At 70.7% G+C, this 23,520-nt stretch carries 17 protein-coding genes; 8 read left to right on the top strand and 9 right to left on the bottom strand.

Going from position 1 to position 23,520, the window contains the following annotated elements; genetic code table 11:
* Nucleotides 1-577: 577 nt before the first annotated feature.
* From KZX45_RS13490 to KZX45_RS13505, 4 genes are read right to left on the bottom strand one after another with little or no spacing between them, the layout of a single operon-like run.
* Complete coding sequence (locus KZX45_RS13490; RefSeq protein ID WP_248258270.1) at nucleotides 578-3,376, bottom strand: hypothetical protein; 2,799 nt, start codon at nucleotides 3,374-3,376, stop codon at nucleotides 578-580.
* Complete coding sequence (locus KZX45_RS13495) at nucleotides 3,376-6,678, bottom strand: tubulin-like doman-containing protein (protein ID WP_248258271.1); 3,303 nt, start codon at nucleotides 6,676-6,678, stop codon at nucleotides 3,376-3,378. Before KZX45_RS13495 ends, KZX45_RS13490 begins: the two co-directional genes overlap by 1 nt.
* A 44-nt stretch (nucleotides 6,679-6,722) precedes the next feature.
* Nucleotides 6,723-9,491, bottom strand: coding sequence for a VWA domain-containing protein (locus KZX45_RS13500; protein ID WP_248258272.1), 2,769 nt, complete (start codon nucleotides 9,489-9,491; stop codon nucleotides 6,723-6,725).
* The gene (locus KZX45_RS13505; RefSeq protein WP_248258273.1) at nucleotides 9,485-9,745 is read right to left on the bottom strand and encodes a hypothetical protein; all 261 of its coding nucleotides are present in this window, start codon (nucleotides 9,743-9,745) and stop codon (nucleotides 9,485-9,487) included. The genes KZX45_RS13500 and KZX45_RS13505 overlap by 7 nt, the downstream gene beginning before the upstream one ends.
* Before the next feature lie 731 nt (nucleotides 9,746-10,476).
* Here KZX45_RS13505 and KZX45_RS13510 point away from each other — a divergent pair.
* Nucleotides 10,477-11,019 carry an HNH endonuclease family protein gene (locus tag KZX45_RS13510; protein ID WP_248258274.1) on the top strand — a complete coding sequence of 181 codons (543 nt, stop codon included), beginning with the start codon at nucleotides 10,477-10,479 and terminating at the stop codon, nucleotides 11,017-11,019.
* A 304-nt stretch (nucleotides 11,020-11,323) separates the two neighbouring features.
* On the opposite strand, the gene KZX45_RS13515 is transcribed toward KZX45_RS13510, so the two are convergent.
* From KZX45_RS13515 to KZX45_RS13525, 3 genes are all read right to left on the bottom strand, one after another.
* Entirely contained in the window at nucleotides 11,324-13,027 is a 1,704-nt protein-coding gene (locus KZX45_RS13515) for a hypothetical protein (RefSeq protein ID WP_248258275.1), read from the bottom strand.
* Between the two features lie 301 nt (nucleotides 13,028-13,328).
* Complete coding sequence (locus tag KZX45_RS13520) at nucleotides 13,329-14,261, bottom strand: RimK family alpha-L-glutamate ligase (protein ID WP_248258276.1); 933 nt, start codon at nucleotides 14,259-14,261, stop codon at nucleotides 13,329-13,331.
* 30 nt (nucleotides 14,262-14,291) lie between these two features.
* The gene (locus tag KZX45_RS13525) at nucleotides 14,292-15,170 is read right to left on the bottom strand and encodes a sulfurtransferase (protein WP_248258277.1); all 879 of its coding nucleotides are present in this window, start codon (nucleotides 15,168-15,170) and stop codon (nucleotides 14,292-14,294) included.
* 185 nt (nucleotides 15,171-15,355) lie between these two features.
* Between KZX45_RS13525 and KZX45_RS13530 the strand changes: the two genes are divergently transcribed.
* From KZX45_RS13530 to KZX45_RS13560, 7 genes are all read left to right on the top strand, one after another.
* The gene (locus tag KZX45_RS13530; RefSeq protein WP_248258278.1) at nucleotides 15,356-15,586 is read left to right on the top strand and encodes a hypothetical protein; all 231 of its coding nucleotides are present in this window, start codon (nucleotides 15,356-15,358) and stop codon (nucleotides 15,584-15,586) included.
* On the top strand, nucleotides 15,573-15,974 hold the full coding sequence (locus KZX45_RS13535; RefSeq protein ID WP_248258279.1) for a type II toxin-antitoxin system VapC family toxin: 402 nt from the start codon (nucleotides 15,573-15,575) through the stop codon (nucleotides 15,972-15,974). The genes KZX45_RS13530 and KZX45_RS13535 overlap by 14 nt, the downstream gene beginning before the upstream one ends.
* 35 nt (nucleotides 15,975-16,009) lie before the next feature.
* Nucleotides 16,010-16,732 (top strand): heme oxygenase (biliverdin-producing), encoded by a 723-nt coding sequence (locus KZX45_RS13540; protein WP_248258280.1) that lies wholly within the window; start codon nucleotides 16,010-16,012, stop codon nucleotides 16,730-16,732.
* A complete protein-coding gene (locus KZX45_RS13545) occupies nucleotides 16,729-19,032 on the top strand; it encodes a SpoIIE family protein phosphatase (RefSeq protein ID WP_248258281.1) in 2,304 nt (767 codons plus the stop codon). The genes KZX45_RS13540 and KZX45_RS13545 overlap by 4 nt, the downstream gene beginning before the upstream one ends.
* A gap of 85 nt (nucleotides 19,033-19,117) precedes the next feature.
* Nucleotides 19,118-19,372: a type II toxin-antitoxin system prevent-host-death family antitoxin gene (locus KZX45_RS13550; protein ID WP_248258282.1), complete on the top strand. Its 255-nt coding sequence runs from the start codon at nucleotides 19,118-19,120 to the stop codon at nucleotides 19,370-19,372.
* A gap of 10 nt (nucleotides 19,373-19,382) precedes the next feature.
* A complete protein-coding gene (locus tag KZX45_RS13555) occupies nucleotides 19,383-19,805 on the top strand; it encodes a type II toxin-antitoxin system VapC family toxin (RefSeq protein WP_248258283.1) in 423 nt (140 codons plus the stop codon).
* A gap of 130 nt (nucleotides 19,806-19,935) precedes the next feature.
* Nucleotides 19,936-20,337, top strand: a complete 402-nt coding sequence (locus KZX45_RS13560; protein WP_248258284.1) for a rhodanese-like domain-containing protein — start codon at nucleotides 19,936-19,938, stop codon at nucleotides 20,335-20,337.
* 62 nt (nucleotides 20,338-20,399) lie between these two features.
* Here KZX45_RS13560 and KZX45_RS13565 read toward each other — a convergent pair whose 3' ends face one another.
* Together KZX45_RS13565 and KZX45_RS13570 are read right to left on the bottom strand one after the other, a co-directional pair.
* Nucleotides 20,400-21,836, bottom strand: a complete 1,437-nt coding sequence (locus tag KZX45_RS13565; RefSeq protein WP_248258430.1) for an MFS transporter — start codon at nucleotides 21,834-21,836, stop codon at nucleotides 20,400-20,402.
* 90 nt (nucleotides 21,837-21,926) lie between these two features.
* Nucleotides 21,927-23,279: an MFS transporter gene (locus tag KZX45_RS13570; protein ID WP_248258285.1), complete on the bottom strand. Its 1,353-nt coding sequence runs from the start codon at nucleotides 23,277-23,279 to the stop codon at nucleotides 21,927-21,929.
* Between the last annotated feature and the right edge of the window lie 241 nt (nucleotides 23,280-23,520).

Consider the following 23,520-nt stretch of genomic DNA (forward strand, 5'->3'; position numbering starts at 1 on the left):
CGGAGCTGATGGATCGTCACCCACCTAACGCTCTGCCCCTTGTGCCGGACTGGGCCGCAGGCAGGCGCTGGCTCGTCGAGGTCGCCCCGCACCGGCTCTCGACTCCGGCCAGGCCTTCTGTCGACCTGGCGCACCACCCAACCACCCGGAAGAGCCGGATGGTGCATCGCGCCCGCCCCAGCCGAAGGCCCGCAGCGTCGCGGAGCGGGACTTCCTCGCACTTTGCGAGGGCGCACACGCCGGGCTGGTCGAGGCCTCCGCAGCCGGCATGGTCCGGGTAGTGGCGAAGCGGTCGAGCTCGTCGCACTTGTCGGTGACCAGGTCGTCGACGCCGCTGGGCGTCGCCCCGGCCCCGGCCGGTTCGGCGAGTGCGACCTGGCTGCGAACTTCGACCACCACGCTGCCAGCGCGACGTCCGCGGAACTTCGTCATCGCCGCCGCCGTCCGAAGCCCTCACGCCGGTGACTGCGGCGCCTGAGAATGGCGTACCTGCGCGCCGCGTCCACCGAGGCTTCGGCGACGGCGAAGGCACAACGCTGGGACACCACCGGGCGGTGGATGTAACTAGACGGGCCACCTATAGGAAGGCGTCGGAGCTCTCCGTCTCCGACGTCGCCCCCCGCTCATCCACGGGCACCATGAAAATCGTCAGGTCCTGAGGCGCGAGGCGTCGCGACAGGTCCACGCGAACTGCCGTCGCACCTTCTGCCTCCTGAAGGCGGACGGTGGAACTCTTAGCCTCTGCCGCATGTGCGTGCGCCGCGCGCGGCAGCCACGCGGTCACGTGACTGGCGTAGTGGCGATTCTGAGTCCGGGCCACAGTTCCGAAGGCGTCCAGCGCGAAGGTGGTGTCACTCGTCGCGATCGCGGCGAAGTAATCGAGCTCCTCCTGCCACTGCCCGTCCGAGTGCGCCCCGGCCCGCCGCACTTTCCTCATCGGCAGCTGCAGGTCGCCGTCGGCGGCGAGCTCCCGGAGACGCTCGGCTCGTCGATCGGAGAGCAGCTCCCGGGCTTTGCCGGATCGCCACAGCGTGACGAGTTGGCCTCGAGGCGAGAGCTCTGTCGCAGCCGCGTCGACATCGACATCGAGGTAGCCGGTGGACGCCATGAGCAATGCGTCGTTCGCAAAGGCCTCGTACGCCTCGTCGAACGCCTGCTGAGCCCAGCCTTCTTGGTAGATCGCTTCGTACCCGTGGACAAGGAGTAGCGGGGGCAGCTCCACGTGCTCCCGCTCCTGCCGCGCCACCGCCATAGCCGCAGGGAACTTGCCGACGACCTCGTCCGACAAATCGTCGAACTGTCGCGCGGGCGGTTGCCACGGGCGGTGCAGGACCTCGGCGATGACGGTAGTCCAGTCCCGCCAGCCCTGGTACAGGACGCTGAGCCGGGCATGCTCCTTCGCCTCCCACAGGTACCGAGCGGCCCGGTTGCGCTGCTCCGCGAGAGCGTTCGCCACCTGCCACTCATACTTGCGGAACGCCTTGTAGAACGCGTGGTTGAAGCCGATGAGCAGGGCCAGCGTGACGAGGACGATCCCGCCGGCCCACATCGCGGTGTCCTGCCAGTCGCGGTTCTCCTGCTCGCTGACGACCAGCACCAGAAAGCCCAGCGCCAGCGCGCTGAGGATCGAGGTGAGCCACCAGCGCCGCAGGAGGCGCTTCTTCGCGGCGGTTAGCTCCTCAGTCGCCGGCGCCGTGACGTCGCGGTGCTCTCGATACGACTGCCGGCCGGCTGCATACTCACCCAACCTCCGAGAGACATCGTCGCCCACCTGCCACAGGACGCTGGTGGACACGTCCGTGAACCACCCATGGAAGGCCGCGAGCGCCGCCTCTGCCTCGTCGACTCTTGCCTCGGCCGCCTGCAGTAGCTCCAGAATGTCCCTTTGTTCCGCCTCCCAACGGGCATGGGCCTCCGCATCAGTGGCATCGGCCGCGGCCCCCGACGGCTGCAGGCGCTCCATGTCGTCGAGACGGCGACGCAGCTCCGCTGCCTCCGTTAGGAGCGCATTGAGGGACGCCTCAAGGTCCTCGAGGTACGCCCGCATGGCGGGCGGGTCCGTCGCCTCGATGAGGTCCCCGCTCCGGGTCTCGTAGGCGGCACCTGGAGGAGGCGCGACGTGCTGGGGCGCCAGTACCTCGCGCCGCCCGAGCTGACGCGGCGCATCCATGTCGTCCATCTCGCCGCCGTCGGCGAGGGCGAAGCACAGGTGGCGGAGCTTGCTCCACGTCGTCGGGGCAGGAGGTGCCCCTCGGGTCGCCTCGTAGGTGATCGATTCCTCCAGCCTCGCCCTCTCCGCCTCGAGGATCCCCTCACTGATGTCCGTCATCCGGCCGACGGCGCGGGGTCCGACGGTGACGATGGTCCCCGCCCCCGCGCCGACCAGGCGCTCGGTCGCGATTCGGTCGGCAGTGTCGCGGCCCCGGCTGAAAGACCACGCTGCGACGGCGGCTACGGTGCGGAGGCTGAAGCGGGCGGCACGTGCGAACGCGCCGGTGGTCTGCTCACGCTGGTGTCCGGGCTCGTCGAGGTCGACGGCCGGCGACGGCGCCCACTCGGGCGCCGTCAACAGCGTGCGGGTGGCGCGGTCGATGACGACGCCGGGTTCGGCCGCAGGGTTCGCCCACGTCACGACCTTGCCCGGGCCGCCCGGGGTTAGGGTGCCGGGGTCGAGCACCCTGCGGGTGATGACATCCAGGACGTCCTCGCCCACCACGGTCCGGATGGCGATTCGCGCGACGAGCACATCCTCCGGGCGGGTGGAGGAGTCCGAGGTCACCCGGTCGAAGACCCCCTCGCTCACGCCGCGCACCAAACCGGCCACTGCCGACACCGCGGCCGCGGCATGGCCCGCGTAATTCGTCGCCGGTCGCACGAGCACGGACGAGCGGTCGAGATCCGGTCGGTCTTCCGGGGAGATGACGACGTTCGCCTCCCAGGCGGGCAGGAGGATCCGGCGGTCGACGCCGGCCACGTCGCTGGCCGGGACGAGGAGGAGCGTTCTGTGCAGCCGGGTCTGTTCCTTACCCGAGGGATGGCGCGGCAGAGCAGACCGGATCATGTCGGCAACATGGGCTCCGACGGCGGAGACCGCGGGGTCGGCCTCGTCGCCTGCGGCCGCCAGCTGGGCAACAACTACGCGGATCGCCTGGAGCCGGAACCTGCCCAGGTGGGCGAACAGGTCGACCTGCTCCTCGCCGTCGGCCGTGACGACCGAGGCGAAGACCTGTGCCGGCTGGGACTCGGTGTGCACGTCGGCCGGGCGCACCCACAAAGAGAACCCCGTAATCCCCGCTCGGGTCCAGTCTCCGACAAGGGATCGAACCGCCGTGGCGGCAGAGGTGTCGCCCGTGACGACGACGCTGATCGAGCGCATCAGAGGAACGCCCTATCAGCGTCGGGGCGGTAGTCGACGACCACGCGATGCAGGTCGCGCAGCACGGCCCGCATGAGGTGGCGCAAGTCGAAGGACCCTGGGTATCCAAGCACGTCATGGCGCGCCTCGAGCGCCTTGAAGTGGCGGTCGAACGCGTCAGCCACACCCTCGATCCGCTGCCGGGCGGCCGCTTGCCGTTCCGTGACGGTGCGGGCATCCCGGCCCGCGTCCTGGGCGCGCTGGCCGGTCTCGATCCATTCTTTGAGCTCGCGCGGGAGTGAGCCCGACTCGCTCGTGCCGAGGTCCAGCAGACGGAGGTACGGCCTCATCGGCTCGAGCGATTCCTGGGTATTGACCCGCAGCAGGGCGAGCACGAGCGACTCGAGCACCGCCGGCAGAGCCTCCGGCCCCTCGCTCGTGCCGACCAACAAGGGGTCGTCGAAGGTTGCGAAGCCGGCGGGGCCGCCGCTGCTCGCCGGCACGTACAGCGCCAACGGCGGCTGCTGCTTGACCTGCTCGAGCAAGCCTGCGACGAACCACCCCTTGACGGCGGCGGCAAGCGTCTCCGGGTGGAGGGGGAGCGACTCCTGCAACGAGCGCGCCCGGCGCCACCGCCAGAATTCCTCCCGGCCTTCCACCGAAGCCTTCCGGGCGCCCCAGTCGCTCGCGATGGGGCGCATGAGACTGTCGAAGACGACCGGTTCGTACGGCTCGCCGAGCACCGTGAAGATGTCGATGAACCCTGCCTCGGAGTCGGAGAACGACTGCTCGACCTTCGGCCCGTACTGGCCGCGGCCCTGGAGGGTGCGCACGAAGGACTCGCGTGCCGCCGAACGCTCCGGCAGCGGGATTTCGCTGAAGTTCTGCTGGTAGGTGACGCTCGAGCCCCCGTGAACCCGGGTGAGCACCGCCGCGTTGATGCTCACAAGTGGCGCGCCGGCGTTCAGCGCCGCCAGCAGCTGGCCTTCGAACGTGCGTAGCCGGTCCGCTCGTTCGCTCGGAGACGTCGACTCCTCGGCGAGGTACCCTCGCAGACCTTCGTCGAGGTAGTTGCCGATCGCGGTCCCAGGCCGCGTCGCCCATCCGGTCGCGCGCCTGAGGATCGCCGACGAGGAGCTCGCCACGCTGATCGTCGCCCGGGTCGCGGACTGCATCGCGCTGTTGTGCAGCCGGGTGTCGGCGGGCACCCAGGGCTGATCGATCGTGACCAGCTGTTGGCGTTCGCCGTCGGCCGCCCCGAGGAGCAGCTGCCGCTCGGCGGTCGCCCGCGAGACGAGTGGTGTCTCACCCGCGACCGTGCGGGCGATGACGTCCCTGAGGATCTGCGGGAAGGTGTCGACGCTCTCCAGGAGAAACTCGTTGGGCGCGGGCTTGAGGCGACCGGGGACGATGTCACCCGTCGGCCACGTCGAGATGACGGAGCCGCGCCCGTCGAGGCCACCGGTCCGCTCGACGGCGAGGCCGTCCACGGCGTGTTCGACCGCCTCGGTGAGCGGCTCCAGGAAGTTGCTGCGCAAGTCCGGGATCAGGAGGACCGCAAGGTCGCGGACCTCGGCCTCTTGCTCCCACTCGAGGGTCTGGACGGCGCGGTCGACCGCGCTCTCGATCTCGTCCTCCGTCACGCTCCGCCCCGTGCCCAGGACACCCGAGATCTCGTCCTCGAGGTTCGCCGCCCAACGCCGACGGTGCTCGGCCTCCGAGCGCAGCTCCTCACCAACCTCGTCGACCTCCTTGACGAGTCGTCGGAGCATCACCGTGGCAACGCGACCGCCATGTTTCGCAATGGCGTCCGCGAGGGCGTCCGCCACCTTGCGCTGAATCTCCGCCACCCACGCGACCGCCTGCCGCTCCCTCGCAGCCCGCTGGTCCGCTGAGAAGCGGGACCGGCGATCCAGGACCTCGTTGCGCACCCGTATCCGCGCCTCGTCGGTCGTGAAGCCCTTGGCCGGCGCGGACGCGCGCACCGCAGCGAGCACCTCCGCGCCCAGCGCGCGGCCGGCAGCTGTCAGCGCGGCTTGGTCCTGCAGCGCGTCGATGATGTTGTTGCAGTCCTCCCCGCGCTCGTCGAGCCCGGTCTGCACGAGGAAGGCGCCGAACGCGTCGCTCGCCTGCTCCTGGATGAGCTGCATCGAGGGGCGCTCGTCGTCGCGGGCGCGCAGCCGCTCGTGACGCTCGAGGACCACCTCGACGACAGAGCGTGCAAGGTGCTCCGAGGCGTAGCTTCGGAACCTGTCCCGTCCCAGGCCTACGCGTGACGACCCGAGCGCCGTGAACGGAGTCTCGGTGCCGCTCGGGTGGAGGCGCAGGTGGTCCGTGACTGCACCGGCGGTCGCCGCCCACTGGGCGTGGAGGTATCCGGCCATGCTGTCCTGGAGCGCCGCACTCGACACCCAGGAGGCGATCGACCGGCCCATTGCCCGGTAGACGTCGTTTTGCGTCTTGTAGGTGACGGCCTCGTTACGCGCGCCCACGAGGAACGGGTAGCGCGGACCGAGCCGACGGCTGGCCCCGGTGGAGATTCCTGCGGCCTGGAAGAGCTCGCTGGTGCTCTCGGTCGGACCCTGGGTGTTCCAGTACCCGCTCATCAGCTCGGCGAGGGCGGCGAGCGAGTTCGCGCGGACACCCCGGCGAAGCGACTCCTCGATGTCGTCGAACACGTCAGGGCAGTAGAGGATGCCGACACTCTCGGAGGCCCACTTGTCCGGCAGTGCGCGGATGACGTCGCACACGTCCAGGACGGCTCCCGACCCGCTACCGCCTGCGATGGAGGAGACGACCACGACCTCCGGAGCCGGCGCGGTCGTGCGAGCCTTCCCGCCGAACTTCTCGGTGAGCCGCTGCAGCTCGCCGGTCACCTCGGCGCCTGTCATCCGTCGTCGGGCTTCGCGCACGGCGTTGTCGATACGGCTGAGCTGGGACAGCGATATGACGCGACCCAGGGCGCGGAACTGCCCGGCGCCCTTGCTCGCGGGGACGTTCACCCGGTCGCGATCGGGCCGCCAACCCCCCAAGGCGTCACGTGCGTGCGTGCCGGCGGTCTGCAGCAGCGCGTCGTCCACCGTCCGGTAGTCGATCCCCGAGCCGATGAGGCCCTGGTAGTCGCGCTCAGGCAGCTGACCGGGCAGGTCGGGGTCGTTGCCGTCCGCCGTCGTGGGGACGTCGATGTGCAAGAACTGCCAGGCATCGGGGATGCCCCCCGTCCAACCGACCTGATCCAGGCGGCGCTCGAGATCATCGCGGACGACTCGCAGTGTCTTTCCACCGGACCCGCCGACTCCGACCAGAAGGAAGGGACGAAGCATGAAGAAACCTCAGTTCAGTGATTGGGGTTAAGGACAGGAGTGGGTCAGCGGCGCGGGGGAGGGGGTGGCGGGGTTCCGCGACCGGGTGGCGGGTCCGACGGGAATGTCGTCCCACCACGGTGGCTCCGCTCCGAAGGAGGTGCGACGCCCTCACGGGGCTTTCGAGGAGGGGGCGGGCCTGCGGGGCCGCGTGGACCCCTGGGCGGGGGAGGGGATGACGCGGGCGAGCCCGAACGCGGCGGCGGGGGGCCCTGCGTTTGGCCGCCGGAATTGTCTTCCAGAGCTGCCGCACGGGGCGGCGGAGCGACGGCACCCACCGCACCGTCGCTGCGGTCGCGGGACCCTCGCGGCGTCCTCTTCGGAGCGGACGACGCAACCTCCGCCCACGCGTTGCGAGCGCGGGTGACTTCCCGGTCCCACGTGACGCGGCCGAACTCTGCCAACCGGTGGGGCAGCAGGCTCGCGACGCTGTCCCGTCCTGGGTCGACCACCATGACAAGAGTGCCGCGCAACTCGTCTTCGCTGTGGTGCGGTTCCGGCCGCTCCGTGACAACGACGAAGCCGGCGCTCCCAGGCAGCTCGGTCCGCCGGACCACGGGGTTGCGGTGCTCCTTGATGACGTGCGTCATAGGCACGCGCCCTGGGGACTCGACCAGGGCTTGCGGCTCAGCGAGCGGGTTCCACGGGTAGTGCACGCGGTGAGTGACGGGGCCGGCCTTGAACGTGCGGTGCTTCCCCTTGACGGACAGCTGACGGAACTCCTCGGACGACAGCAGTGCAGTCGCTCCGTCGGTGCGCTCGATTCCACGCGGAGTGATCCGGACCGGTACTTCGGCGAACTTCGTCTCGGTGCCGAGGTTGAAGCGGCCGAGCCAGCGGCGCGCGAGGACGGCGCTCGCGTACGCGAGGGCCAGGGCGACGGCCGTGAACGCAGCTACCAGCCACAGTTGTTCCGCGACGTCGACGGGGCGCACCATCGTGGCAGTGACGCGCACCTGCGCCTCGATCGGTTCTCCGCCGTCGACTCCGTGCAGCGTTACGGGCAGCGTCCCACTCACCCGCCCATCTGCCACGTCCTGCGCCGCGAACTCGACGGTCACGTCGCGCGAGGCGCCGGCCTCTATATCCACGCAGTCGGCGTCGGCGGTGAGCGTGACGGTTCCCGCCCGCTCGGGCGCGGAGACGACCCCCGGGGCGAAGCAAGCACGCGTCGGACCACGGTCGGAGCCGGTCAACGTCACCACGGTCTGCGCCGAAGTCGCGCCGTCGAGGCGTCCGAGGTTGAGCTCCGCGGGGGTCAGGCCCGGGAACGACGGGGGGAATTGGGTAACCAGGAGGTCCTGCACGGCGACGGGACCGAGTCCGAGCCCACTCGGAGTGGTCACGGCGGTCGCTCGTCCGCTTATCGCCACAGAGGACGCTGCCGCGTCGGCAGGGACGGCAATCTCCCCGGCCCAGCCGTCGCTGTCGGCCCGGAAAATCGCGGGCTCGCCGTCGATGGTCACCTCTATGGCGACCGACTCGTAGAGGTTCAGCGGGATGGGTGAGCCGTTGGGCGTCCGCGGGGTGATCCGCACGGGACTCACCTCACCGATGACGACGTCATTCGGTGCTTCGACGGTCAGCGTCACGCCCCAGAAGTGGTAGAGGTCGATCACGGTGGTCGCCGTCGGATCGGTGATGAGCGTCCACGTCCCTGTGAGCGAACCCACCTCCCGCACGTCGATAGTGGTGAGGCTGCCGTTCACCAGGACGCTGGATACGGCGCTGCCGACCTGAACCGTTGGTGCCTTGAGGACAGCTGTAGAACCGTCAGGTGCCACGAGTTGCATCGGCGCCGCGCCCTCCGCGCTCTGCGCCACTACGCGAAAGCCTCCGACGCCGGCGTCCACCGGGATGGCGAGCCGGCCGTCGACGCAGTCGTCGTTGGGGCAGACATAGGTGGCCGTTGACTGGCCGCCCTCGAGCAGTGCTCCCATCTGTGCGAAAAGCCGTGCGAGAGCGCCGGCGTCGTCCGCGTTGAGGAAGGCGCCGTTCGTGACGTCGGCGGCGACGGGAACGGAACCGCAGGCCTCGGCGCCCCCACTCCCTTCCGCGATCGCCTGCAAGCGGTCACGATCGAGCGGGGTGACGGCACCCGCGCCCTCGAGCGTCATGAGTCCCATTGCGATGATGGCGACATCGTCTGCGCGCAGGCCGTCGACGATGCCGCCGGGCTCGCACAGCTCAACGCGAGCGGATTCGGTGGCAGGGCGGTCGCCACGGCCGTCGACGTCCAATTTGCCGTCGGTCAGCCAGAGGATGAGCTTGCACGACGTGCCGCCCACCTCGGTGGCTCTGTCATCGAGTGACTTCTGGGCGTCGGCGAGTGCACGTCGGTAATCGGTGAGGCGTGCGCCGTCACGGGCGGGCAGCTCGTTCCGCGCCGCGGCGCGCAAGCTCTCAAGGTGCGCGCCGTCCGTGGAACCCCAGTCGACGAGCGTGGTGGTCCGCTCGCCGAAGACGGCCAGGCTTGCCTGAACGTCGAGCTCGCCGCGGCTGTTGGCAGTGAGTCGTTCGAGCGAGTCGAGCGCGGTGACGATCGCATCAACCCGGAGGTCGTTCGGGTCGGTACTGCGCAGGCTCAGCGACTCGTCGACGACGATGGCGGCGAGTAGATGTTCGGAATCCGCGGCGCACGCGGCGACCTCTGAGAAGCTCTGGGAACCCGCCGGTGACAACTCGTCGACCGCCGCGGCCGGGGTGGCTGCTAGAAAGCTTGCGGCGAGGAGACTTGTGAGAGCGGCCCACGCCCACGGGACGTGGTTCACCACTTTGCCAGTTCCGTCGCGACAAGGTAGCCGCAGTAGAGGCCCACCACCAGGCCGCACACTGCAATCAGCTGGCCGGTCCGGTCCAGTCGCGGATTCCTTCGGAAGGACTTGCTGCGCCGGAGCGAATTGATCGACCGGTACAGCGTTAGCAGGAACACCGAGACGACCGCGCCCAGTAGATATCCGGCGATCGCTAGCTGCCAGGGGCCGTCATTGAGGGATACATGCCATGCAAGGGCCGCGGCTCCGGCCAAGGCAACACCCTGAGCCACAACCGGCCAAGGGGTGGGCGTGGTGGTCGATTGCCCACTCGCCATCAGAGTGCCGATCCGTGGGTTTGACCGGATTCGGGTGAAGTGGTCGTATGCAAATTGCTTCCCCCGAACGCGCCAGTGAGATGTTTCGTGTGGAGTCTAGCGGCGGCACAGGTAACGTGGGATGCATTCCGCCGCAGATAAATCGAAGTCGCGGCATCCGCCCAAACCGGCAGGAATTGATGCGCCCCAGCGACTCCCGTCCGCCGCCTCCTCGGTCTCCGCGCCTGACTTCGCCAGAAGCGGCTCCGGGCTGGCGCCGAGTCCAGCTCCCTGATGGTCCCGCACCGCCGCCCCGGCGCGTTGCCGCCCAAGGACGGCCAGACACGACGCATCACCGCACCCATCGTCCGGCAAAACGGCTGTGGGTCGGCGGCGCCGTGAGTGGTGCAGTCGTCACGGCGATCGTCGGCCTTGCCGTCGCAGTGGGGCACGGCAGTGCGCCCGATCACGAGAGGGTCGGGGCTGCTCCCACGGTTAGCGCAGTGGCAACGCCCCGGCACCCAGAGGCCACTGATACGGAGGCGGACCGTGCGGAGCCGAACCTCAGCGGTCCTTCTACACCGCCGGTCGGCCCGACCGAGCCCGCGCCAACGGCAGCCGACGGAGTCGACGGCCGTTCCAGCGCGCTCGACGCCGTTGCGCAATTACCGGTCAGCGGGCGAGCGCCCATGACCAGCTACGAGAGGGACCTTTTCGCATATCGGGAGGTGGACCACGACCGCAACGGGTGTGATGTTCGGAACGACGTGCTCCGACGCGACTTGACCGACGTCGTGATCCGCGAGAACTCGAACGGCTGCACGGTCAAGCGGGGAACTTTGGCCGACCCGTACACCGGTGCCGATATCGAATTCATCCGAGGAGTGGGTTCCTCGTCCGAGGTGCAGATTGACCATGTCGTGGCGCTTGGTAACGCATGGGCGATGGGCGCCCAGCAGTGGGATGAAGCCACTCGCCACAGATTCGGCAACGACCCCCTCAACCTGCTCGCTGTAGACGGCCAGTCAAACCAGGAGAAAGGCGCTGGTGACCTCGCGACGTGGCTGCCATCCAACGGGGCCTTTCGGTGCGAGTACGCGGCGCGTCAGGTCAGCGTGAAGATGGCATACGGGTTGCGGGTCACGGTCGCGGAGAGGGACGCGATGGAGCGGATCCTCAGCACCTGCCCCGGCGAGCCATTGCTGACCTCAGAGGACACCAAGACTCCATGAGCTGACACGCGGGCACCGCTCGGCGACGTCGCCATTTGGCCACTTCGCTGGTACCTGCGCTCACGGCACGTCAATTGTCATGCGCCGAGCTTTGCAGTCAGTGACAACAGGACGTCGGATATGGTCTGCCGTCCATGATCGCCCAAATCTGAGCGTCTCACGGCACCCATCGTGGTCTTTGTGGACACCCGTGCCGACCGCCAGCCCGTCGTCAGAAGCGGTGCGATGTAAGCGGGCGATGCACTGCAGGCACTATTTCTGATCGCTGGTCGCGACCTGGTCACTCGACTTCGTCGGCAGCGGGTCAGTCATCTCTCTTCGTGCCCGGCTCGATCTGAGCGTGGAGTCCCTCGATCAACTGCTCACGTTCCACGTCGGGGATAGTCATCGACTCTGCAAGCACGGCCGCGAGGGCGTCCACCTGCGTGCTGTCTGAGTCAGCGTGGAAGGCCCACCGAATGTCGGCGTCGCGCGTGATGAGGTCGATCGTCGAGCGCACGTTTCCCTCCGGCGACGTCCTGGCACGGACGTACCGAACTCGGTCAACCGGGATGTCTTGGCTGATCTCGCCGTTATGACGGAAAGCGCTCGCCCTTGCCGTGATGACGCGCCGGTCCGTGACGGCGACCAGCGTTGCCCACTTCTCCGGGTCAAGCCGGCCCAGAACGCTTTGTCCGACAGTCTTGACGACATCACCTTCTCCGAGCTGATACGGGAAACTGAGGCACCGCAGTGACTCCTCGTCCTCGATGAACCACCGCAGGACTCGCATGTATGGGTCAAGATCCAACTGCTTGGGCGCGCAGACGACCTTCGGTAGTTGCAGGGGAGGCGCAGGCGGACGGAGAGCGTCGGCGAGAGGCTCCATCGCCTTGAGAAGTTCGGCGCTGGTGAGCCGGGCCGCCTTCGAATCCCTCCGTTTCCGCGTCAGCGGCAGTGTGGCGCGCCCGGGAAGCTCAGCGACGATCCGCAGCTCCCGCGTGAGTGAATCGACTAGGCGAGCTGTCTCGGCGAGGGCGGAGTCGAACTCTGTGCGAGTCTCCCTCGCGATGATGTCGACGAGCCGCGCCTCATCCTGGTCGTCGGCGCCAGCGACTCTTGCCTTGCCCGCGTGGAGTGCCTGATGTGTGGTCCAAGCCTTCAGCGAGGACATGAGGGCGTTGACGTCGAACAGGATTGCCTCTGCGTTGGCATCGAGATACTCGCGACGGCGTTGTGTGCCGAGACGATCGATCTCTTTGATGTGGTTGCCGACGTTTCGCCGGTAGAGGTCAAGTTGCTTTCGCAGCGCGGCTTCATTGCCGGCGACGGAGTCCCACAGTGACGCAGGAACTGATCCGATCTCCCGCGCCTTGTCCAGCGCACGATCGGTGGCCGCGACGAGACCGGTGAGCTCGGCCCACTGTTCGTGGCGGATCGTGGTGAGCACCTGGCCCGTCAGAGCAAGGTTGGTGCTGACGAGGCCGGAAATCTGACTTAGCTGCATCTGTAGGGCGACCATCGCCAGGGCCGGGCCGATTGCGGCCACCGTCTGCGCCGCGGTCACCGACACAGGGATAAAGCGCGCCTGCGCAACGACCTTGCCATTTGCGAATACCGCTCCCAGGTTCGCGCCATCCTTGACTGCGAGCGCTGCGCCGTTGTCCAGGAGGGCCTGTGTTGCGCTGTTCACCCTGTAAAGGCCCTGCGCGCTGGAAATCGCATTGGCGAGGTTGCCGCCCGCGGTGGCCGTGTTTCCCACGACGGAGGCGAGTGCTGTGGCGAGCTGAGTTCGGTCGCCCGTCGGCACGAGTCCAAAGTCCACCAGATCGAGTTTGAGCGCCGCTGGCACCTCACCGAAGACAACGGCAACTCCCGGGAGAACTTCTGCTAAGACCGTGGACGTCGTAGTTGCCGAATCGCTATCGGAGACCGGTGGCAGATCGTCCGCCGGAGGTGAGTCAGGCAGTTCGCTGTGGTCGCTAACGTCGGCCCGATCGATCTCCGACGAGTCCGATAAATCCTGCATGGATTCTCCTCCTGGCAAGAGCATGTAACGGCCAGTTGTCGTCGGCGCGTTCGCTGCCGAAGTCTATGGGGCAGAGCACTCGTCAAGTGCTGAATCCGCTTGTAGCCGCCGCGGCGAGTTCGCCAGCAGGGCGGCCCCCAGGAGCAGGTCCGGCGTCGTCATGCGCTCCACCGTGCCGAGGCGCAACTTCCCATCGCGGACCTCTATCTCGAGGATCCGACGTATTCCATCGACCTTGTCTTGCACGAGCTGGCCCCTCGGCCAGGTCGCTAAGTGATACCACTCGCCGAAGCAGTCCCGTTCAAGGGCCGTCAGGTTCGGGGCGGGCGGCAGCAGCGTCTGCACGACGGACCCGTGCGACTACGGCGTCGGCCACCCGGTCCACGGACCCCGGAGCCGCGTCGAGGTAGAGGTTGGGCTCGACCGCTTCGAGCTCCATCAGCAGGGGAGCGCCGCCATCGTCCGCCACCATGTCCACCCGCGCGTAGAGGGGCACGTATCGGAAGCGGTCGGCGACCGCCTCGACGATCCGGGCGGCGAGGCGCAGCTCGGCGTCGGTGGCCTCCCCGGCGGTGACCAGGGCGGGGTCGTACATCGCCTCGGCGGCGCCCAGCCCGTCCTCACGGACGGGCGCGACCTCGTCGGCTCGCAGCACGGCCCGTTTGCGCAGGACGTTGCTGACCACGCCGTCGACCAGCACGACGGCGGTCTCGCCGCTCGTGTCGACGGCGCGCTGATACGGCTGGATCATCGCCGTCCGGCCGCTCCCGTGGATGCGCTCGACGAGCCGCCGCGCGAGGTCGTGGAAAGCCTCTCCGAAGCGGCCGGTGTCCCGCGCCCCGGCCGACACGGTCGGCTTCACAACCACCTCGCCCCGCAGCGCCGGGACCGGGTCGCCCGGGGCGACATAGACAGTCGGCACCACCGGGACACCGGCATCGACGAGGTCCTGCAGGTAGCGCTTGTCGCTGTTCCAGCGGACCAGGTCTGGCGCGTTGTGGAGCCGGTCACCGACCGTGTCGGCCCAGGCGACGAACTCCTCGCGGCGCGCCGAGTAGTCCCAGGTTGAGCGGATGACGACGGCGTCGAAGGCCCGCCAGTCCACGCCCGGCTGGTCCCACGGGAGCTGGACGGCGTCGGCGCCGCGGAGGCGAAGCGCCTCCGCGAGCCGACGGTCGTCGTCGAAGCTCGGCGGTATCTCCGCGATGGTGGCGATGGCGATGGCGATCTGCACCTGCCGAGAGTATCGGCGGGCGAGCGTCGCTCAGCGCGCCGGCGGCGCGCCCACCTCCAGCGGCAGGGATTCGTCCGCCGCCCACTCGGTCATCGACCCGTCGTAGACGGCGACGTCGTCGCGACCGAGGCGGGCGAGGTTGAAAGCCAGGTACGTCGCGGCGATGCCGCTGCCGCAGTAGGTGACGATCTTCTTGTCCTCCTCGAGCGCGCCGGCCGCCTCGAACGCCGGGCGGACCTCCTCGGCGTCGCGGGCTCCGCCGTCGGGGGAGACGAGCTCACGGAAGAAGACGTGGCTGGACCCGGGAATGCGGCCGGGGCGGGCGTAGGTGACGCGGGTGCCCTCGTAGGTGGGCCCGTCGAGGGAGTTGACGAGCTGGACGTCGTCGCGCTCGAGCGCGGCGAGCACGTCCTCCTTCTCGGCGAGGAGCTCGGGGCGGCGCCGGGCGGTGAACGTCGCGGCCGGGCGGGTCTCCTCGCCGGCGACCACGGGGAGGCCGGCGTCGCGCCAGGCACGGAAGCCGCCGTCGAGCACGGCGACGTCGTCGAAGCCCTCCAGGCGCAGGTTCCACCACAGGCGGGTGGCCCACATGTCCGCGCCCTGGTCGTAGACGACGACGCGTGCGCCGTCGCCGACACCGAGGGCGCCGATCCGCTCGGCGAATGTCTCGGAGTCGAGGGCGGTGAAGGTGGTGGGGGCGTCGGTGTCGGCGAGGTCGGTAAGCAGGTCGGCGAAGACGGCACCGGGGATGTGGCCCTTGCGGTAGGCGTCGCGGCCGGAGGCGACGTCGTAGTAGCCGTCGCCCTCGGGCTGGGTGAGGAAGGTGGTGGCGTCGACGACGACCAGGTCGGGATCGTCCAGGTGAGCGTGGAGCCAGGCGGTGTCGACGAGCAGCGGGAGAGTGGTCATGGCGTCGACGTTACGGACCGGGACGACGGCGTCGCGCGGCGAGCCGGGATCGGTCTCGGCACGTGGACGGCGACACGGCCGTTGGTCGACGGGACCGACGGTGCGGTTCGGCTTCCGTGAAACGAAGCCGGAGCTCTGGAGGGCTCGTGCTTGTAGTCTGGCGCTGCTGGCGCCAAACTGGCGCCATGGCGACGATCCAGATCAAGAATGTGCCGGAAGAGACGCACGCGGTGCTCCGGCGACGGGCAGCGGCGGCGCACATGTCGATGCAGGAGTACCTCCTCAGCCGCTTGATTGAGGAGGGGTGCCGCCCAACCTTGGACGAGGTGCTCGACCGGGCAGGCGGTCGAGCCGGCGGGGCGGTCTCGCTTGCGGACGCGGTGACCGAGCTGCGGAGCGAACGTGCTGGTCGTTGATGCCAGCGTGCTCGTCGTCGCGCTCGCCGACGACGGTCGGGACGGTGATGCCGCCAGGAAACGGTTGCGAGGCGAGCGGATGGTCGTGCCCGAGCTCGCCGACCTCGAGGTCGCCGCCGTGCTCCGTCGGCATCTCCGCACGGGCTCGCTGGACGAGAGGCGGGCGCGTCTGGCGCTTGACGACCTGCTCGCCCTTCCCGCTGAACGCGCACCGCACGGACCGTTGCTTGACAGGGCGTGGGAGCTGCGCGGGAGTCTGACGGTCTACGACGCCGTTTACGTCGCGCTCGCCGAGGCGCTCGACGCGGTGCTGCTGACCGGGGACCGGCAGCTCGGCAGGGCGCTGGGTCCGAGATGCTCGGTCGAGATTCTCGACCCCGCAGCCTGAGGTCGGTTGCGCGGGTGCTGATACCGTCCTCGGCAATGCGCGTCGAGAACACACGGGACAAGACCGACCAACGTGCCCGCGCCGACGCGCCGCTCTCCGGGCAGCTGCGGGAGGGCACGCGGGCCGAGCACCGGGCCGCCGAGTCGCAGGAGTTCGTTGAGCGCCTGCTCGCCGGCGAGCTCGACGTCGCTGCCTACGCCGACCTCGCCGCCCAGCAGCTCGAGATCTACGGTGCCCTCGAGGACTCTGACGCGGCCATGCGGCGCGACCCGCGGAGCGCCGGCCTCGTGATGCCCGATCTCGAGCGCGTGCCGTCCATCGAGCGCGACCTCGCCCACCTCTATGGCGCCGGCTGGCGCGACGCGATCCGCATCCTGCCGGCGACGGGCGCATACGCGGCGCGGCTGCGCGACGCCGCCGCCCGGCTGCCCGAGTACGCCGCCCACGCCTACACCCGCTACCTCGGCGACCTCTCCGGCGGCCAGATCATCAAGCGGATGATGCAGCGTCGCTACGGCATGGGCGCCGAGGGGCTCGCCTTCTACGACTTTCCCGGGATCCCCAGGACCAAGCCGTTGAAGGATCTCTACCGCGAGCGGCTCGACGCCCTCGGCCTCGACGTCTCGGAGACCGCCCGTGCAGTCGCCGAGGCGCAGGAGGCGTTCCGCCTCAACCGTGCGATGTTCGACGAGCTCGGCGCCGTGCACGTCGCCCGGTGCGGAGCAGCCGGTCGCGCGGCGCGGGGAGCGGTGGCATGAGACGGGACGACCCGGCGACGGCGGCCGGCGCGGCGCTGCCGGACGGCACAGCCATCGTGGACGGCGGGGCGGCGGTGGACGGCACGAGCATGGACGGCGTGGAGCTGGAGGCGTGCGAGGCGGAGCCCATCCGCGTGTCCGGCAAGGTGCAGTCGCGCGGCGTGCTGCTGGTGGTCGACGACGGCGTGGTTGTCCAGGCCTCGGAGAACCTGTCGGAGCTGCTCGGCGTCACCGTCGACGACGCCCTCGGCCGCCCGCTGGCGGAGGTGCTGGGGGCCGAGGCGGCGGCGGGCGTGCGGCTGGCCGACAGCCGCGCCGGCGGCCCGCTCGGGGACTCGCTGCAGCAGCTGACGATGCACGGCCGCGACTGGCTGGTGGCCTCCCACCTCGGGGGCGACGGCTCCGTGCTGGTGGAGGCTGAGCCCGCGCCGCAGTCGACCGGCGAGGGCGAGCCCACCACCGCGATCTTCCAGCAGACCCACGCCGTGCTGCGAGAGGCGGCCACGGCGTCGAGCGTCGAGGAGGTCTACGCCCTCGCCGCGAGCGGGGTGCGCCGGCTGACCGGCTTCGACCGCGTCATGGTCTACCGGTTCGACCGCGACTACAACGGCCAGGTGGTCGCCGAGGACGTCCGGGAGGACCTCGAGCCGTACCTCGGGCTGCACTACCCGGCGTCGGACATCCCCGCCCAGGCGCGGGCGCTGTACGAGAAGAACTGGATCCGGCTGATCTCGGACACCGAGGCGCACACCGCCCGCCTCGTGCCGGAGCTGCACCCGCGGACCGGGGCGCCGACCGACCTGACGTTCGCCACCCTGCGGGCCGTCTCCCCGGTGCACGTGGAGTACCTGCGCACCATGGGCGTGCGCTCCTCCATGTCCATCTCGCTGCTCAACGAGGGGCGCCTGTGGGGCATGGTCGCGTGCCACCACGTCTCCGGCCCGCACACGCCGTCGCTCGAGGTGCGCGCCGCGGCGGAGACCCTCGCCGCCGGGCTGTCCCTGCAGGCCGTGGTCCGCGCGGCCGCCGACCGCGCGCACCACGCGCAGGCCGTCGCCGACGAGCTGCGCCGCCTCATCGGCGTCACGGAGACCGAGCCGCTGGCCCAGGCCGTGGCCCAGCCCCGGCTCCTGGAGCTGCTCGACGTCGACGGGCTGATGCTGCGCGTCGGCGGCGCCTCGGCCGCCGTCGGGCTCGTGCCCCAGGACGCGGACCGGGTGGTGCGATCGCTGATCGGGGCCCGGGAGGCCTCCGCCGTCGCGGACACCGCGGGCGTGCTCACCTTCGACGCGCTCCCGACGGCGCTGCCCGACCTCGCCGGCGCGCTCGGCGAGGTGGCCGGCGCCCTGGTGGTGCCGCTGCCCGAGGGGGACGCGCTGGCGCTCTTCCGCCGCGAGGTGGCGCGCGAGGTCGCCTGGGGCGGCGACCCGGGGGACAAGCCCGTCACCGTGGGCGACGACGGCGTGGCCCGGCTGGGTCCGCGCCGCTCGTTCGCGAAGTGGCAGCAGGTGGTGCGAGGGACGTCGCGGCCGTGGACGGTCGAGAACGTCGAGGCGGCCGTCGCCGCGCGCCGCCTCGTCGTCGAGGTGCTCTACCGCCGCACCCGCCCGGACTTCGGGGCCGCGCTTGCCCTGCAGCGCTCCTCCCTGCCGGACCGCCTGCCGCAGCCGGCCGGGTGGCACGTCGCCGCGCGGTACCGGCCCGCCGACGGCGGCCGGGTCGGGGGCGACTGGTACGACAGCTTCGAGCTGGCGTCGGGCCACCTGGCCCTGGTCGTCGGCGACGTCGCCGGCCACGGGCTCGCGGCGGCGTCGTCCATGAACCAGCTCCGCAACGGCATGCGGTCCCTGCTCGTGGCGCACGATGGCGCGGTGGCGCCGGCGGTCGAGGCACTGGACCGGCTGGCCAAGCAGCTGCTGCCCGAGGAGATGGCGACTCTGTGGGCGGGCGTGCTCGACCCGGCCACCGGCGTCGTCGACTACGTCTGCGCCGGGCACATGCCCCCGCTGCTGGTGAGCGACCACCACGCCGCGTGGGTCGAGGTCGAGCGCAACCCGCCGCTGGGGTTCCTGCGCGCGCGTCCCCGCGGCGGCACGCTGACCGTCGCACCGGGGGAGTCGCTGCTGCTGTACTCCGACGGGCTGGTCGAGCGGCGGGCGGACCCGATCGTCGGCCGGCTGGAGGAGCTGCGGGCCACGGTGGAGGTCACCCTGGACCTGGAGGTCCTCGAGCACCGGCTGGCCGGGCTGGAGTCCGAGGACGACGCGACCATGCTGCTGGTCACCGCCCAGTCACGGTAGCCAGGGACGCACGACCGCGTGGACGGGTCGGTGTCCTTGTGGTCTCGGCAGACTAGGATGTAGTCACGTTCTCGAGGGAGGCAACGTGGCGAGCGTCGGGATCCGTGCGCTGAAGGCGCAGCTGAGCTCGTACGTAGAGCGTGCGCGCTCGGGCGAGGTCGTGGTGGTCACAGACCACGGAAGGCCGGTCGCCCAGCTGACTCCGATCACGGGCGAGAGCGTGCTCGAGCGCCTCGTCTCCGAGGGGCTCGCCGTTCGTCCGGCGGGGGCGGCCGAGTTGCCCGTGCCGATCCGTGCCACCGGCACCGTGAGCGACCTCGTCGGCGAGCAGCGTCGTTGAGACCCCGTCGATGCTGCTCTACGTCGACACCTCGGCGCTCGTCCCGCTGATCGTCGACGAACCGTCCTCCCCCCTCTGCCGGGACGTCTGGCGGCGTGCCGAGACGCGGTGCTCGTCCGTCCTCCTTCGGGTCGAGACGGCCGCCGCGCTCGCCCAGGCGCGTCGCATGGGACGTCTCACGGCCGAGCAGCTGTCGAATGGCCTGCGCGCGGCGGAGGCGCTTCTGCGAAGCATGTACCTGGTCAGCGTCACGCCCGGCGTCGCCACGGCCGCCGCCGACATCGCCGTCGCGCACGATCTGCGCGGGTACGACGCGGTACACGCGGCCACCGCAGTCTCCGTCGCCTCGCCGGATACCGCCGTCGTGTCGGGCGACCGCGCGCTCCTGGCCGCGTCCGTACGGCTCGAGCTGACCGTGATCGCCGTAGCCTGACGCCCTGCCGGTGACCTACCGGGTGCGCCTGGACCTGCTGGACGCGCAGACTCCTGTGTCCGCCGTTCCCAGCTGGGCCGAGTTTAATGACGGCCGACCCCTGGCTCAGCACCGGTCGAGGAGCGATGCTGTGCGGGTGGGCATCGAGGACGTGCTCGCCGGGGCACGAGCGGGTGTCAGGCGGCTGCAGCCGCTGGAGGTGGTGGCGGCCGTCGCCGCCGGGGCGCTGCTGGTCGACACGCGCACCGAGTCTCAGCGACGCGAGCAGGGCGAGCTCCCGGGTGCGCTGGTGATCGACCGGACCGTGCTCGAGTGGCGGCTCGACCCGGCTTGCCGCTGGCACATCCCCGAGGCGACCAGCTACGACCAGCAGGTCGTGGTGGTCTGCCGCTACGGGTACAGCTCGAGCCTGGCGGCCGCGTCGCTGCGTGCGGTCGGTCTGCACCGGGCCACCGACATGGTCGGCGGCGTCGAGGCGTGGCGGGCCGCCGGCCTGCCGATGAGCCAGGGGCCGGCCGACGTACGCCGTTGACACTTCGTGCTGGCCGGACAGGCGTGCGCGCTGGTCGACCAGGCACGACCGGACGCGCGGCGTCAGGGCGTCGGCGTGGCCCGGGCCCTCGGCATGGCCAGCACCGCCCCGGCGGTGAGGACGGCGGCGACGACGGCGGCCGTGAACACCGCGCTCGTGGCGTCGGCGATCGCGCCTGGGCCGTGGTTGCCGAGCTGGGCGTAGACGGCGTTGGAGAGGGCGCCGAACACGGCGACGCCGAACGCGCTGCCGACCGAGCGGGCGAACATGTTCGTCCCGGTGACGACCCCGCGCTCGGCCCACTCCACGCTCGACTGCGCCGCGACGATGCTCGGCGTCGAGGTCAGGCCGAGACCGAGTCCGACGACGAAGCACGCCGCCGCCACACCGAGCACGGCGGGGGCCAGGCTCACGACGAGCGCGAGGAGGGCCGTGCCGGCGATGACGACCGCGACACCGATGAGGTTGGTCGCCCGGAAGCCCAGCCGCAGGTAGATGCGCCCGGCCTGCGAGGCGGCGATCGGCCAGCCGAGCGTGAGAGCGGCCAGGGCGAGGCCGGCGACGATGGGCTCGGCGCCCAGGACGCCCTCGAGGTACGTGGGCACGTAGGAGGTGAGCCCGAGGAGGATGGCGCCGACGCCGAAGGCGATGAGCGTCGTCGTCAGCAGCAGGCGCCGGGTGAGGACGAAGCCGGGCAGGACCGGCTCGGCGGCCCGTCGTTCGACGAGGACGAAGAGGACGAGCAGGACGGCGCCGACGGCGACCGTGGCGACGCCCACGGGGGAGTCCCACGCCCACGTGTGGCCGCCCTCGAGCAGCGCGAGCATGAGCAGGCTCAGGGCCACCGTCAGGAGGACCGCGCCGAGGACGTCGACCTTGTGCCGCTGCCGGTGGACCGACTCGTGGAAGGACCTGCCGAGCATCCAGGCCGCGAGGAGGCAGACCGGGACGTTGACGAAGAAGATGGCGCGCCAGAGTCCCAGCGACGCGAAAACCCCGCCGAGGGTGGGGCCGAGGACGGAGGAGACGGCCCAGACGCTGGCGAGGTAGCCCTGGACCTTGGCCCGCTCGGCCACCGTGTAGATGTCCCCGGCGATCGTGATGGCCATCGGCTGCACCGCTCCCGCGCCGAGCCCCTGCACGAGGCGGGCGAGGATGAGCACGGGCATGCTCCACGCGAACCCGCACAGCACCGACCCGAGGAGGAACAGGCCGATCCCGAAGAGGACGACCGGCTTGCGCCCGACCATGTCCGAGACCTTGGCGTAGATCGGCACCGTGACGGCCTGCGCGAGCAGGTAGCTGGAGAACAGCCAGGGGAAGGACGTGAAGCCCCCGATGTCCTCCACGATCGAGGGGACCGCCGTCGCGACGATCGTCGCGTCGATGGCGATGAGCGCCGTGGTCAGCATGAGCGCGACGAGGACGGGGCCGCGCTCGGAGCGGAAGCCGACGTCGCGCACGGCAGGCGACGTCGTCGAGTCCTTGGCCTTGTTCATCGTCCCGTCGGCGGTCTGGTCACGGCTGGTCAGGAGACGCACCCTACGCCGACCCTTTCCCGACGGTGGCGCGGGGACTGTCGGCGCTGGTCAGTGCCGCGTGCGCGCCCCGCGGCCGGTGTGCGCCTCGACCCGGCGCAGCGTCGTCACGAGCAGGATCAGCGCCACGGCCTGGCTGAGCGCCACGACCACGACGAGCGTCGGCAGTGACGCCTCGTACAACCAGCCGACGACGCCGCCGCCCACCACGGCCAGCGCCCCCTGGATCCCGGCGAAGACCCCGTAGGCGGTGGCGCGGCGCGGCGCTTCGACCAGCTCGGCGACGAGCGCCTTGACGGTCGAGTCCTGCACCCCGAAGGCGAACCCCCAAACCACCACGCCGACGAGCACCGCGGCGAGCCCGGAGGAGAGCGCCAGCGCCGGCACCAGCGCCACCAGCACCGGCACCACGTAGAGCACCCGGACACCGACCCGGTCGTACGCCGAGCCGACGACGAGCGCGGCGAGCGCCTCCACCGCCATCGCGCCGGCGTAGACGAGCGGGACGGTCGCCACCGGCACCAGGCCCTCCGTGGTCAGGTGGAAGGAGATGACGCCGAAGGTGACCAGGCCGCCGGTGGTCAGGCTCGCCGCCGCGGCGTACCGGAAGAACTCGGGCGGCAGCCCGGCCCCGACCGACTCCGCCAGCCAGGCGCGGAGCCCGCGCCGGGTCCGCGCCGTGGGGTCCGGAGCCGACGTTGTGGGAAGGAGGTTCGTCTCGTCCTCGGGCCCGGCGGAAGGATCCGCCGCGGAAGCGACCGGCGCGGGACGCGCCGAGCCGTCGTACACGGACGGGTCCGGCACCCGGGCCCGCAGCACGGCGAGCAGGACCATCGCGGCGGCCCCCGGCACCGCCAGCACCAGGTACGCCGGCCAGATGGCACCGGAGACGGCCAGCACGGCGGCCACCACCAGCGGCCCCGAGAACGCCCCCACCTGGTCCATCGCCTTGTGCACCCCGAAGCCGCGACCCCGCCCCACCTCGACGGCGACGTGCGCGAGCAGGGCCGACTTGGACGGGCTGCGGACCGCCTTGCCGGAGCGCTCGAGCAGGATCAGCACGATCCCGACGGCGAGACCCGCCCCGCCGAGGAACGGCGTCACGGCGAGCAGCGGCACGCACACCGCCGTCATGCCGTAGCCGAGGATCGTCAGCGCCCAGTACCGGCCGGTGCGGTCGGCGAGCGGGCCGAACACGAACCGCAGCACCAGCGCCATCGCCTCGCCCGCGCCGGTCACCAGGCCCACGACGAGCGCGCTGGCGCCGAGCGCGGCGAGCAGGGGACCGTACATCGAGCGGGCGCCCTCGTAGACCATGTCCGCGGCGAGGCTGACCCCGCCGAACATGACCACGACCCGCCACGGCGTCCAGGCGCGGGCCGACCCGCCCGTCGAGCCGTTCACCGGCGGTCGGCCCCGGCCGGCGGGTCGAGACGGAGGAGCGCGAACCAGCGCGAACGCATGCCGGCACAGTAGTCGGCGCCCCTGCTGCCGGCGCGGGCTGCGCTACCGTGACACCGCGGCCCGCCACCGAGGTCCCATGGCGTCAGGCTGCGCGTCGACGGAAGGGATGACGGCGGGGCGGTACGAGGCGACTGTCGCGAACCTGGCGACGACGGCGCGGAACTCGAGACGAGCCTGGCCG

Source organism: Georgenia sp. EYE_87, assembly GCF_023148685.1.
In the GTDB taxonomy this organism is placed as follows: Bacteria; Actinomycetota; Actinomycetes; order Actinomycetales; family Actinomycetaceae; genus Georgenia.